Raw genomic sequence first — 11819 nt, 5'->3', positions numbered from 1 at the left:
GATTGTAGAATCAGATTCTGGCGGGATCTTCGCGACAACCCGGATGACCGTTTTTATCGACAAGCTCATTGCAGTCTTGCTATGGTCTGCAGGTTTGCTATTTTGACAGTGGGGCGATTCAGTGATTTTCGCCTGAATTCAGAGTAATTCAGCGAGGACTTTGTTCTGTGTGTCGACAGCAAACCACATGAAATCAAGGAGTTAGATCAAATGACAGACCCAAAGCCCGCAGGAGAGGCTCCCCGGCCGGAATCCGATCTGCATCAGGGGCCTCCACCACCGCCTAAACCTCCCCGCAGGAACTGGCTGGCTCGGATTCTGTTGCTGCTGTTACTGGTGTCTGTCCTGTTTAACCTGGGTTTCTACGCCATGTACCAGGAGTTCTTCGCCTCCAGCGATGGACCCTCTGAGCAGTTTGAGAGTGGCGATCAGTTCGCTGAGCAGAAAATCGCCATCGTAACCATTTCAGGAACGATCATGCCGCCGTTCACGGAACGGATTCTCAGAGCAATCGAGCAGGCTGACAAAGATGACCAGGTCAAAGCCGTGCTGCTTGAAGTCGACAGCCCCGGCGGTTTGGTCGCAGACAGCCATCAGATTTATCATCGCCTGGTCGAACTGCGCGAAAAGAAGCCGATTGCGGTTTCGATGAAACGGATGGCAGCTTCAGGGGGATACTATGTCTCCATGGGGGCTGGGACCGACGGAGTGATTTTCGCCGAGCCGACCACCTGGACGGGATCTTTAGGAGTGATCATTCCCCGCTTCGATTTGAGTGGCCTGGCAGATAAGGTCGGCATCGTTTCCGATCCGCTGAAAACAGGAGAGTTCAAAGATGCGTTGAATCCGTTCCGGAACATGACCAAACGGGAACGAGATGTCTGGGACCATATCCTGGATGAGTCGTATCAGCGATTCATCAACATCATTGCCGACAACCGCAAAGATCTGGATTATGAGCAGGTCAAGAAACTGGCGACCGGGCAGATTTACACCGCCACCGATGCCAAAGCGAATGGCTTGATCGATGAAATCGGCTATCAGGAAGATGCGATTGCCCATTTGCAGAAAAAAACGGGACTCGAGAAAGTTCGTGTGATACGATACACGCATCCGGCTTCGCTGGCAGATATTCTGCTCAGCACTGCTGAAGCGGGGCAGGTGGAAAACCGTAAACAGGCGCTGCTCGAATCCACCGTACCCCGGGCGATGTATTATACCTCCTGGCTCGGAGATGTACCGGGGCTGCAATAAGCTGGATTCCTAAGATCGAACTTAAAATAAAGCGTGCCGATGTTTGCCCAACAAGAACCTGTATCAACACCTCCGCCGGATCCCTATCTAAATGATCCGGCTTTGTATGGAACTCCTTCGCCTCTCTGGTCATTCATGGAGAGCGTGATTGGCATCGTTGTAATGGTGTTCTGGATCTGGATGCTGATCGACTGTCTGCGCAAAGATCCGGATCGGTTCTTGTGGTTCTGGGTGATCCTGTTCTTCCCCCCTTTTGGCGCCCTGATCTATTTCTTCCTGCGCTGGTTACCTTCAAATCAGTTTCAGCTGCCTGAATTTGCCCGGCCTTTTTTTCGGCAACGACGGCTGAATGAACTGGAAACGGCTGCCATGCAGATTGGGAATCCGTACCAGTTTGTCCGCTGGGGGGACGCTCTGAAAGACGCCGGCGTCAATCAGAAAAGTCTGGAAGCCTATCAACAGGCACTCGCGAAAGAACCCGATAACCTGCAGGCCTTGTGGGGCGCAGCACAAATCGAGATGAAGTTCAAAGACTTCGAAACAGCCCAGCAGCGCTGCAAGCAGATTCTGGAAGCGGACCCCGAATACAAGTTCGGCGATGTCTCGCTCATGTACTGTAAAACTGTTTGTGAGCTGGACTCTGCAGAGCAGGCACGTGAGGAACTGGCCCGTCATGCCAAACGCTGGCGTCAGCCTGAGGCACTTTATCTGCTGGCTACACTCGAAGCAGAAGCCGGCGATCATCAGGCCGCCCGCAAGACACTGCAGGGTATGCTGCTGGATATTAATGCCAGTCCCCGCGGTATCGCACGGAAATTTGTCCGCTGGAAAAGTAAGGCCCGCCGCCTGCTCAAACGCCTGCCGCGGTCTTGAAATCTGGCTGCAGCCAGTTCCCGTTCAAGACTTCTGTTGCGCTGCCTGACGAAAATTCTCCGCATGGAACTGCATCAGTTTCAGACCTTCCTTCTGATAGATCTGCTGCGCACTGTGAGGAACGTCAGGGACAATCAATGTCTCGAAAGGGATCTTGAGCGATTTCAGAAATTCCATGTAGGCGAGATTATTCTCATAGTTGAAGCCCTTTGTACCAACGTGAATCAAAATACGCAGGGGGGGCTGAGGATCCTTCGCATATTTACGGGCCAGATCATAAGTGTTATCCCCCGGGACAAAGACCAGGTTTTCACTTTCGCGCCCATTGTTCTCTGAGATCCGTTTTTCCGTCGCCTGGCCAGCACCGCCCGGTGCCGCGGAACAGAAGAGTTCCGGATGTTTGAACATGATACGTGTCGTTCCCCGGCCTCCCTGGGAAAATCCTTCAATCGCACGGCCTTTGCGATCGGCAATAGTGCGATAAGTGGCATCGATATGCGGAATCAGTTCTTTGACGAAGACGTCTGCCCCCATGGCGTGCTTACGGTCCGGCAGGTTGTAATGACTCACCGGTCCTCCGTTAACGAAGACATAGATCATGGGATCGACCTTGCCTGCAGAGATTTGCTTATCGATATACTGAGCCAGTTTCACGCTTTTGGTTTCGCTGCCGGGACGCCCGCCGTGCAGATAGTAGACTACGGGAAAACGTTTCGTTTTATTTTCGGCATTCCGGTACTGAGGAGGCAGGTAGATACAGTAGCCGACATCCACATTCATTGACGGGCTGCGAAACGTGGCATGCGTCACTCCCTGATATTCCTGTTTGAGTTCATTCACCCATTGGAAGGGCTTTTGTTTCTTTTGCTGTTTTTGTCCCTGGACGGGAACCGAGAACAGGAGAACGGAAACAAGGGCTGCCAGGCTGGCGCGCAGAATATGGTTCGGGTACATCATGGAACTGGTTCACTCCGGTGCAGGAAACTGGTGAATCAAAGGACTGATCAGAAATTGTAAACGTTCGCCTGTGTTCCTGTCGAAACCGTTTCCGATTCCCAAAGCAATTTTTCCGGAAACGTTTAGATGATTCCGTGCAGCGGACCGCCGGGCGCTCCCAACTGATCGACGCGCCGGGTGATCTCGGGATCTTCGATCAGGGGAGGGGCATGATGCGGTTTAATGCGGGCATCAATGACGAGAGCACCTCGACACCCCCAGTGCTTCTGCTCGGTGAAGGCGTCGATCCCATCAATGTCGGATGCCGGATTGGAGCGGGTGAAGACGGTCCACAGGAAATTATTCAGACTGGCTGCAGTGAAATCGCTGTCATCGACAAGTACGACCAGCGGGAAGCGATTCAACGGATGAGAGGCATCCAGAGCTGCACAGAACTGTCGCAGGTCCTGATTCCCTTCTACAAAACGGGGGGCATGAACCGCCAGGATTCCGGGATGACACAGACGCGGTGCGGTAAACCCGTCCGGCAGGGAGAAGTCACTGGGAATTTCGGTAGCCAGTTCACGAGTCACAGGTCCTGCCGCAGCCATGACGACCTTAGAGCCCATGTTAAAGCCGGTGCCGGAATAATCGAGCGTGTCGATCGTCGTGCAGGTCTGGAAATGCAGATCCCTCCGCCAGTCAATCCGCTCAAGCAGATGTGAGAGGAAGTCGTCAATCTCTTCCGCATCCAGTTCCGGATTGTCTTCGCGGGCGACTATCATCAGGTATTTCGCCAGGCTCAATTGCCCCTGTCCCAGGATCGCATTGGCATTCGTCAAAATTTCCTGGGGTTTGCGCTGTTGATCGTAGGGGGTATAGCGTTCGCTGCCGACCGCAAGTAACAGGGGATGCACGCCGGCCGCATCTACAGCGTGTACCTGATGCACACCCGGAATCACCGAGGGTATTGCCGGACCTGTGATTTCATGAATGATCGCACCAAAGGCGGTATCTTCCTGGGGAGGACGACCCACCACAGTGAAAGGCCAGATCGCGTCATTACGATGATAGACCGCTTCTACATTCATCACCGGAAAAGGATGCTTAAGACTATAGTAACCCAAATGGTCTCCAAACGGACCTTCGGGCAGTAGTTGTTCGGGATCGACCCAGCCGGAAATACAGAAATCAGCGTCTGCGTAAATCGGTAGCCCCCCCGGATTACGGACCATGCGAATCGCCCGTTTACTCAGGGCGCCGGCAAAGGTGAGCTCGGAGAGTCCTTCCGGTAAAGGCATGACAGCAGAGAGAGTCATGGCAGGAGCACCGCCGACAAACACATTTACTTTGAGGGGCTCACCTTTTTCAATCGCCTCCGCATGATGCACACCGATGCTGCGATGAATCTGGTAATGCAGGCCGATCTGACGGTTCGATTGATAGTCATTCCCGGCCAGTTGAATACGGTACATGCCGAGGTTGGAATTCATCAGTCCGCCGCGACGTGGGGATTCCGTATATACCTGCGGCAGAGTGACAAACGGGCCGCCGTCATCGGGCCAGCTCTTGAGTTGCGGCAGGTCTTCAAGTTGAATCCGGTTCTGCATGATCGGTCCCCGCGAACAACTGCGAGGCAGCATATGCAGCAAGGAAAAGGGAACGTCACGATACCGCCAGGGATGTTTCCAGAACTGGGTGGGGTCAACCTTGAGTTCGACCAGATGATTTACGGCGCGGAGTGCATCGCGAAAAATATAGCGGGTGCGCTCAATGGTACCAAACAGATTGCTGACCATTGGAAAACGACAGCCGCGTACATTTGCAAAGTAAACCGCAGGTCCACCTGCCTGGTAAACGCGGCGCTGGATTTCCGCTGCTTCCAGGTTGGCATCGATTTCCTGCTCGATTCGAATCAGTTGCCCCGTCCGTTCGAGGTCAGTGACGCATTCACGCAGTCCGCGGTATCCCATCGGGGCACGTTTCCATTCATCCAGTATTAAAACTTGTTCAGATTCCAGTCAGCAGATTAACGGTTGCCGGTGAATTATACCACGCATAACACACCGGAACACTGGATTGCTGTTCCGTAAGCATTTGCATTCCGGTATCGATTCTCTATGATTCGCTTGCGTTTTCGTATTTAATTTGGGGCCCGCTTTGAACGAACAGTGAACGGAACATGGACGTAATCACTAATGGACTGATCTTGCTGATGCTGTCGATCGGACATGCTGAGATCTGGACTTCGGTCATCAATCGCACGCATGCGATGAAGATACATGAGGTTCATCTCAAACGCCTGCGGCACGTGCTGGAACTGCTCATCGTCCTGTTCCCGATAGTCCTGTTTTTCACAGTGGGACTTTCAGATCCCGGTGTCTTGACCGGAGGAGAATGGAGTCAGTTGCCTGGCTGGTGGAAACCCCTATTGATCCCCTGTGCTCTGGGGTTCGCAGGCCTGATGTATTCCGCGGTCCGCCATCAGTTCTATCGGCCACCCCGACAACAGACAGCCCAGTCAACGGAACTGATTCAGATGCGCGAGCGACTGCAGGATGATCTGATCGGTGAGGGGCCTTATCATTACCTGGCGGGACTACCATTCAATGAAATCTTCAGTGTGGAATTCACGCGGAAAACATTTCAGCTGCCCCGTCTGCCCCAATCCTGGGATGGTTTGAAGATCCTGCATCTCAGTGATTTGCATTATTCAGGCACATTGAAACGCGAATACTTTATCGAGCTCTGCCATATCGGCCAGGAAGCCCAACCCGATCTGATTATTTTTTCCGGCGATCTATTGGATGAAATGATCTGTCTCGACTGGCTGCAGGAGACGCTGGGTTCCCTGCAGGCACCTCTGGGTTGTTTCTTCATTCTTGGAAATCATGACTGGAATCAGGACAGTCAGCAGATTCGACAGTCATTGACGGAACTGGGCTGGGTTGATTTGACTCTCGAACCGGTGTGCCTGCATCACGCAGGACATTCGCTTTATATGACAGGAACCGAAGCCCCCTGGATGGGGGGATTGCCTGCTTTAAAGCGGTCCGCTGATGGCGCAGGCATCGACGTCGAGTCCGACTTTACACTGTTAGTCAGTCACACGCCTGACAATTATCACTGGGCGGCCCGCCAGGGATACGATCTGGTGCTCTCGGGGCACACACATGGGGGGCAGGTTCGCATCCCGCCTCTCGGTCCAATCTTTGCACCCAGCCTGCACGGAACCCGCTATACCAGTGGAACCTTTTTTCGTGGTTCAACGCTCCTGCACGTCAGTCGCGGCGTTTCGGGCATACACCCGTTGCGCTGGTTCTGCCGCCCCGAGATCAGCCTGTTAACTCTGCAGGCACCGGCGGAGCGTGCTGCTTCCGTTTAACGAGGCTGCGTACCCTCAACACCAGCCTGACGGATTCCCCCTTTTTCGGTGATCTGGAACTCGGCCCAGACCGGGAGATGATCAGAGACCAGCAGTGCTTCTTCCTCCGTGAGTTTGAAGCGGGTTTTGAAATCATACACGCCCGAAATGCCGGTGAATTCCTGCGAGCGGTGCTGGCTGAACAGGATATTGTCATACTGCTTTGACTGCCGGGTGTTGGTGGGAGTTTTCGAGACGGTCCACATCAGGTCTCCGACCCGTCCCAGTTCGCCCAGGTTCTGGTCATCCACATTCAGGTCCCCCAGCAGGATTACATCGTCTTCCTGGCTGCCATCGTTGGCGACGACCCGGTACACATCGTCGAGAACATTCAGTTCCTGGTCGGTTTCATCCGGATCGGTGTGAATGTTGATCAGCGTAAAAGTAAAAGGATTTTCGCTGGATGGGCTCAGAGTCTGGAAGTGGGCTACATACGGAGGGCGATGCAGTTTGTCATATTTATCGATCACGGTGTACGTCCATTTGTGATTCACCATGACCCGGGCGGTATCGTAAAAGTAGGCGTACTGTTCTTTGCTGATGGTTCTTCCCTGCGGCGCGCCAATGATATAAGCATAACGCCGCTCTCCCGAATTCAGAATCGCCAGGAATTCATCCAGAAAGGAGAGATCCTTGGATCGGATTTCCTGAACTGCCACGACATCGAATTGCTGAATGATTCGGGCCAGGATCTGGGGGACCTGGGGTTTTGACATCTTACTGACGCCAAAGACCTGAATATTGAAACTGGCAATCCGAATCGTGTCGTTCGAACGGGGCAGATCAATCTCAGTTGAATTCCAGTCAGCCGGTGTGGAGCTGGAAGCCGTGGTTGAGATAATCTGTTTGACCCACTTTGTCAGCTGGGCGGGCTTGACGACGTCGAAGTGAAAAGCACCACCGCCGAGCAGACCAATCAGCAGTAAAGCCAGGCCACGTAATTTCCAGGATTTGACGAACGAAGTTTTCTTTTTGGATTTGGAAGCCATAGTACCATCCGTGGTATTGCGTATGACGGGAAATCGAAGGGGGAAAGGAGAGTGCCGTTGCGAAGCAGAGCCTCGGGGGGCAGAGAGGAGCCGAAATTTAGCAGATATCGGCTATCAGGTGTAGATCAATTCTGTGTAGACTGGACTGGGAGCATAAGTGCCGCTTGCCGCAACTGAAGAGATGCGATAGTCTGCAGTGCACGCTGATTTCCATTGTCATTTTCTTACGTATCTTACTGTCTGCCAGCACCTTAGATGAAAGGCGAATTCTGCATTGTCTCGACGGATCACCATCACGATTCCTTCGCTCAGTCTGGGCGGTGCAGAGGGGGTGGCTGCGATGATGGCCAATCATTGGGCTGCAGAGGGAGATCAGGTCACTTTGCTGACCCTCGATTCCGCAGAGACCGATACTTTTCAGCTCACACCGGAAGTTCACCGCATTGCGCTGGGACTGATGCGTGAATCGGGAAATCTCCTGCAGGCAGTGGTGAATAATCGTCAACGGGTGCGGAAGCTTCGCGCTGAAATAGCCCGTTCCAGTCCCGATGTGGTCATCAGCCTGACGGACCGGATGAACGTGCTGACGCTGTTGGCAGCCGGGAAAGCAGCTTATCCCGTGATTGTCTCCGAACGCTCGGACCCGCGCTATCATCTAATGGGCCGCGTCTGGTCATTCCTGCGTAAGAAAACATATCCCCGTGCAGCAGCCGTCGTGGTGCAGACGCAGGGGGTGGCCGACTTTTGTCGTCCCTGGCTCCCCGCGACCCGCATCGAAGTCATTCCGAACGCAGTGCCTGCGCCACGCTCGGCGGGAATTCCCAAGGTGACGGAAGAGATTGTCAAAGCGCGGCCTGCTTCACATGTGGTACTGGGCATGGGCCGGCTCTCTCATGAAAAAGGCTTTGATATGTTGATCGATGCCTTTTCTAATCTGGCAGATGATTTTCCGGATTGGAAATTACGCATTCTGGGAGAAGGCCCCCTGCGTGAGACACTGCAGGCCACGATTGATCAGCGGGGTCTGCAGGCGCAGATCGAACTGCCCGGCTGGGTGGCCGATCCCGAACTGGCCCTCGATCAGGGGGATCTGTTTGTGCTCCCTTCCCGTTATGAAGGTTTTCCCAATGCACTGTTGCAGGCAATGTCGCGCGGGTTACCCTGCATCGGATTCGACTGTCAGGGAAGTCTGGCTGATCTTTCCATGCGTGAACTAAAAGCGTTACTTTTACCTACGAAAAATCAACGTGAATTGACTTCCATTCACGCGCTCGAAGATCTGATGAGATCGCTCATGGCGGATGAAAAATCGCTAAAGGAGCTTGCTCTTATGAGTCTTCAGGCAAGCGAGAAGTTTTCCATCCCCCGATATTTTGCATCGTGGGATCAGCTAATCAAAGAGTCTCTGACCGGAAGTGAAAAATAATGCAGCAGTACGTAATTTTGAGACATGATCATCCCGAACTGCACTGGGATCTGATGCTGGAAGAAGGGGATGTGCTCAAAACCTGGCGTCTGCCCCAGCCGCCAGAGATCGACCCGGCATCGGATGAAACGTCACTAGATTTGACAGCGGAGGCGTTGCCCGATCATCGGCTGGTTTATCTGGAATATGAGGGACCCGTCAGAGGAGACCGCGGGGAGGTCAGCCGCTGGGATCGAGGGACTTTCACTCTGCTGGAACGGAGCGAAGATCAGCTGGTGGCATTGCTCACCGGTGAGGAACTGGCAGGACGGATCACTTTGAAAAAACAAGATTCCGAAAACAGGTGGACTCTGAACTATACCGCTTTCTTTTAGACTCTAATGCTGTAACGACTCACACGCTCATTGCTTCTGTGCGTCGTTTGCTTTACCGGCGATTTGAAACAGCCCCGGTTCTACTTTGAGAGCCGTCAGGTCGGGGAGATCGGAATCCTGGCGGTCCAGATGTACGATCAAAACGTCATGCTCATTCATCTGGCTCCATTCAATCTGCCAGCCTTCGGCACGGGCTTCCTGAATCAGTTTGGTAATCGCTTCATCAATGGGGATTGGCAGCAGACCCGCCCGGGCCTGTTCCAGTTCGAGTACCAGGCGATTTTCTTTCATCAGCCAGGGTTTGAATTTGAGGCTGATAATTCCAGACCATTTTTTTAAGGTCAGATGGAAGCCAACGATGACCTGGTCCTGTTCGAAGTGGACCCGCGGATCGGTGATGCCTTCCGGCACCCATTCGTTGTATTTCTGATGCAGTTCTTCGGCCAGCCAGGCGTTGACTTCCTGTTCGCTGAACTCCTGCGACCAGAGTGGTTCCTGGTTGCGGACGTCATTCACGATCTGCATCGAGTGCTGGACAAAATCCTTGGCTTCCTGCTGCCGGATTTCCGGGGCCACCTGTTGCTGAAGAGCCGCCTGGTAGAACTCCGGTACCTGGGCAGAGGACCAATACAGGCCCCCGGCGGTCCCACCCAGGATCAGCAGCAGCAATAAAAGGAAGAGCAGAAAGCGTTTCATGCAGAAATGCTAGGTCGCTGGGGAAGTACCGTCAAGACCGTTCAAGGAACCCGGAATCGCCAGAAAACGTGAAATTGCGCTAAGTTGACTCTTCGAATATACTTGTCGAATGCATGTGGGTGTTTTATGATCAGCCGGACCCGGTCAGGACTGTTACCTGCCACCTTTCGGCTGTGTCCTTGTCCAGCAGCGGGAACGCTGGAATTCCCGTCGGTCAGCCCGTCAGTTTGATAGAGAAATAAGAGCCCGTTTATGAGTACCGTACGAACCCGTTTTGCACCCAGTCCCACCGGTTATATGCACATTGGTGGGATGCGTACGGCCCTGTTCAACTGGCTCTGGGCCCGGCATAACGGCGGTCAGTTTATTCTACGAATTGACGATACCGACCAGGAGCGCAACATCGCAGCCGCCCTGGATCCGATTCTGCAGGCGTTCAAGTGGCTGGGCCTCAACTGGGATGAAGGTCCGGAAGTCGGCGGTGACTTTGGTCCTTACTTCCAGTCCGAGCGAAATGATCTGTATCGGGCAGCCGTCGATCAGTTGCTGGCCGATGGAAAGGCTTACTATTGTTACGACACCCCGGAACAGATTCAGGCCGATCGGGAAGCCGCACAGAGTGAAAAACGCAACTATCTGAATATCCGCAGATCACTGGAACTGACAGACAGCCAGAAGGAACAGTTCGCCGCTGAAGGGCGTCCTGCCGTCGTACGTCTGCTGGTTCCCCGGGATCAGAAAATCCAGATTGATGACGCAGTTCGTGGACATGTCGAGTTCGACGCCGGCCTGATGCCCGACCCGGTTATTCTGCGAGCCAATGGTACGCCCCTGTATAACCTGGCGACGGTGGTCGATGATGCCCAGATGCAGATCACGCATGTGATTCGCGCCGAGGAGCATCTCTCCAACACGCCGGTGCAGGTGCTGATTTACCAGGCGCTGGGTTATGAACTGCCTCAGTTCGCACACATTCCGTTCGTCGCGGCACCTGGTGGAAAAGAGAAACTCAGCAAACGCAAACTGGACAAATATCGTAAGAGTCCCCAGTTCAAAAAGATGTTCGACAAAGCAGACGCGGTCTTTCCCCGCATCGGTCTGGCCAATGCGGAAGGGTTGGATCCTGTGATGGTCGAGTATTACGAAAAGATCGGCTACCTGCCGGAAGCAATCCTGAATGCACTGGCCCGACTCGGCTGGTCTTTGGATGATAAAACAGAGATCATGTCCCTGGATACGATTGTAGAGAACTTCACACTCGACCGGGTGGTCAAGGCGGCGGCGGGACTCGATCCGGATAAGCTGCTCAGCTTTCAGTCACACTGGATGAATCAGCTGTCGCTGGATGAAAAGGTTGCGATGTGCAGTCCCTTTCTGGTGAAAGCCGGGCTGGTAGAGGATGCGGACGACGAGACGACAAAACAAAAAACTGGTCAGGTCATTACCGGTATGGAAGACCGTCTTAAGATTGCCAGCGATATTCTGGATTTCGATGAGTTCTTTGTCGCCGATGATCAAATGGAGTACGATTCCAAAGCGTTCAAGAAACGGATTCAGAAATCGGATCAGGCAGTTGAACTGCTGGAAAAAATCAAAAACCAGCTGGCAGCAGCTGAAGACTTCAGTGCGGATGGATTGGATAAGCTGCTGCACGATTTTGTGGAAGCAGAAGGGATCGGCATGGGGCAGATTATTCACGCCCTGCGGGTCGCCGTCAGTGGAAAAGCAACCGGGATCGGCATGTTTGACTGCCTGTCGATTCTCGGAAAAGAGAGTTGTGTCAGACGCATCGACCGGGCGATGGCGCTCGCTCAGAGTGACGAAAACTGAAAATAGTAACAGGCTGG

10 protein-coding genes are annotated in these 11819 nt (G+C 53.5%); 6 read left to right on the top strand and 4 right to left on the bottom strand.

Features of this window, described 5'->3' with window-relative positions:
* Positions 1 to 210 precede the first annotated feature (210 nt).
* Entirely contained in the window at positions 211 to 1254 is a 1044-nt protein-coding gene (gene sppA / locus FYZ48_RS14885; protein WP_149341658.1) for a signal peptide peptidase SppA, read from the top strand.
* Between the two features lie 39 nt (positions 1255 to 1293).
* Positions 1294 to 2127 carry a tetratricopeptide repeat protein gene (locus FYZ48_RS14880; RefSeq protein ID WP_149341656.1) on the top strand — a complete coding sequence of 278 codons (834 nt, stop codon included), beginning with the start codon at positions 1294 to 1296 and terminating at the stop codon, positions 2125 to 2127.
* Positions 2128 to 2151: 24 nt separating this feature from the next.
* On the opposite strand, the gene FYZ48_RS14875 is transcribed toward FYZ48_RS14880, so the two are convergent.
* Complete coding sequence (locus tag FYZ48_RS14875) at positions 2152 to 3084, bottom strand: alpha/beta hydrolase (protein WP_149341654.1); 933 nt, start codon at positions 3082 to 3084, stop codon at positions 2152 to 2154.
* 122 nt (positions 3085 to 3206) lie between these two features.
* On the bottom strand, positions 3207 to 5036 hold the full coding sequence (locus FYZ48_RS14870; protein WP_149341652.1) for a UbiD family decarboxylase: 1830 nt from the start codon (positions 5034 to 5036) through the stop codon (positions 3207 to 3209).
* 209 nt (positions 5037 to 5245) lie between these two features.
* Here FYZ48_RS14870 and FYZ48_RS14865 point away from each other — a divergent pair, with 209 nt between their 5' ends.
* On the top strand, positions 5246 to 6448 hold the full coding sequence (locus tag FYZ48_RS14865) for a metallophosphoesterase (RefSeq protein WP_149341650.1): 1203 nt from the start codon (positions 5246 to 5248) through the stop codon (positions 6446 to 6448).
* Here FYZ48_RS14865 and FYZ48_RS14860 read toward each other — a convergent pair.
* The gene (locus tag FYZ48_RS14860) at positions 6445 to 7476 is read right to left on the bottom strand and encodes an endonuclease/exonuclease/phosphatase family protein (RefSeq protein ID WP_149341648.1); all 1032 of its coding nucleotides are present in this window, start codon (positions 7474 to 7476) and stop codon (positions 6445 to 6447) included. The two genes, FYZ48_RS14865 and FYZ48_RS14860, sit on opposite strands and share 4 nt — an antisense overlap.
* Before the next feature lie 274 nt (positions 7477 to 7750).
* Here FYZ48_RS14860 and FYZ48_RS14855 point away from each other — a divergent pair, with 274 nt between their 5' ends.
* Positions 7751 to 8902, top strand: coding sequence for a glycosyltransferase family 4 protein (locus FYZ48_RS14855; RefSeq protein ID WP_149341646.1), 1152 nt, complete (start codon positions 7751 to 7753; stop codon positions 8900 to 8902).
* Positions 8902 to 9276, top strand: coding sequence for a DNA polymerase ligase N-terminal domain-containing protein (locus tag FYZ48_RS14850; protein WP_149341644.1), 375 nt, complete (start codon positions 8902 to 8904; stop codon positions 9274 to 9276). The genes FYZ48_RS14855 and FYZ48_RS14850 overlap by 1 nt, the downstream gene beginning before the upstream one ends.
* Positions 9277 to 9303: 27 nt before the next feature.
* On the opposite strand, the gene FYZ48_RS14845 is transcribed toward FYZ48_RS14850, so the two are convergent.
* Positions 9304 to 9972: a hypothetical protein gene (locus FYZ48_RS14845; RefSeq protein ID WP_145439215.1), complete on the bottom strand. Its 669-nt coding sequence runs from the start codon at positions 9970 to 9972 to the stop codon at positions 9304 to 9306.
* Between the two features lie 252 nt (positions 9973 to 10224).
* On the opposite strand from FYZ48_RS14845, the gene gltX reads away from it, so the two are divergent.
* Positions 10225 to 11802 (top strand): glutamate--tRNA ligase, encoded by a 1578-nt coding sequence (gltX, locus tag FYZ48_RS14840; RefSeq protein ID WP_149341642.1) that lies wholly within the window; start codon positions 10225 to 10227, stop codon positions 11800 to 11802.
* The last annotated feature ends 17 nt before the right edge of the window (positions 11803 to 11819 follow it).

This window comes from Gimesia chilikensis (assembly GCF_008329715.1).
GTDB classification, from domain to species: domain Bacteria; phylum Planctomycetota; class Planctomycetia; order Planctomycetales; family Planctomycetaceae; genus Gimesia; species Gimesia chilikensis.
Note: the sequence above shows the minus strand (reverse complement) of the source record. Positions and strands in the feature narration are given on the sequence as shown.

Excerpts from the sequence above, each read along its gene's own strand:
- sppA (WP_149341658.1), top strand. The coding sequence starts at position 211 with ATGACAGACCCAAAGCCCGCAGGAGAGGCTCCCCGGCCGGAATCCGAT.
- FYZ48_RS14880 (WP_149341656.1), top strand. The coding sequence starts at position 1,294 with ATGTTTGCCCAACAAGAACCTGTATCAACACCTCCGCCGGATCCCTAT.
- FYZ48_RS14875 (WP_149341654.1), bottom strand. The coding sequence starts at position 3,084 with ATGATGTACCCGAACCATATTCTGCGCGCCAGCCTGGCAGCCCTTGTT.
- FYZ48_RS14870 (WP_149341652.1), bottom strand. The coding sequence starts at position 5,036 with ATGGGATACCGCGGACTGCGTGAATGCGTCACTGACCTCGAACGGACG.
- FYZ48_RS14865 (WP_149341650.1), top strand. The coding sequence starts at position 5,246 with ATGGACGTAATCACTAATGGACTGATCTTGCTGATGCTGTCGATCGGA.
- FYZ48_RS14860 (WP_149341648.1), bottom strand. The coding sequence starts at position 7,476 with ATGGCTTCCAAATCCAAAAAGAAAACTTCGTTCGTCAAATCCTGGAAA.
- FYZ48_RS14850 (WP_149341644.1), top strand. The coding sequence starts at position 8,902 with ATGCAGCAGTACGTAATTTTGAGACATGATCATCCCGAACTGCACTGG.
- FYZ48_RS14845 (WP_145439215.1), bottom strand. The coding sequence starts at position 9,972 with ATGAAACGCTTTCTGCTCTTCCTTTTATTGCTGCTGCTGATCCTGGGT.
- gltX (WP_149341642.1), top strand. The coding sequence starts at position 10,225 with ATGAGTACCGTACGAACCCGTTTTGCACCCAGTCCCACCGGTTATATG.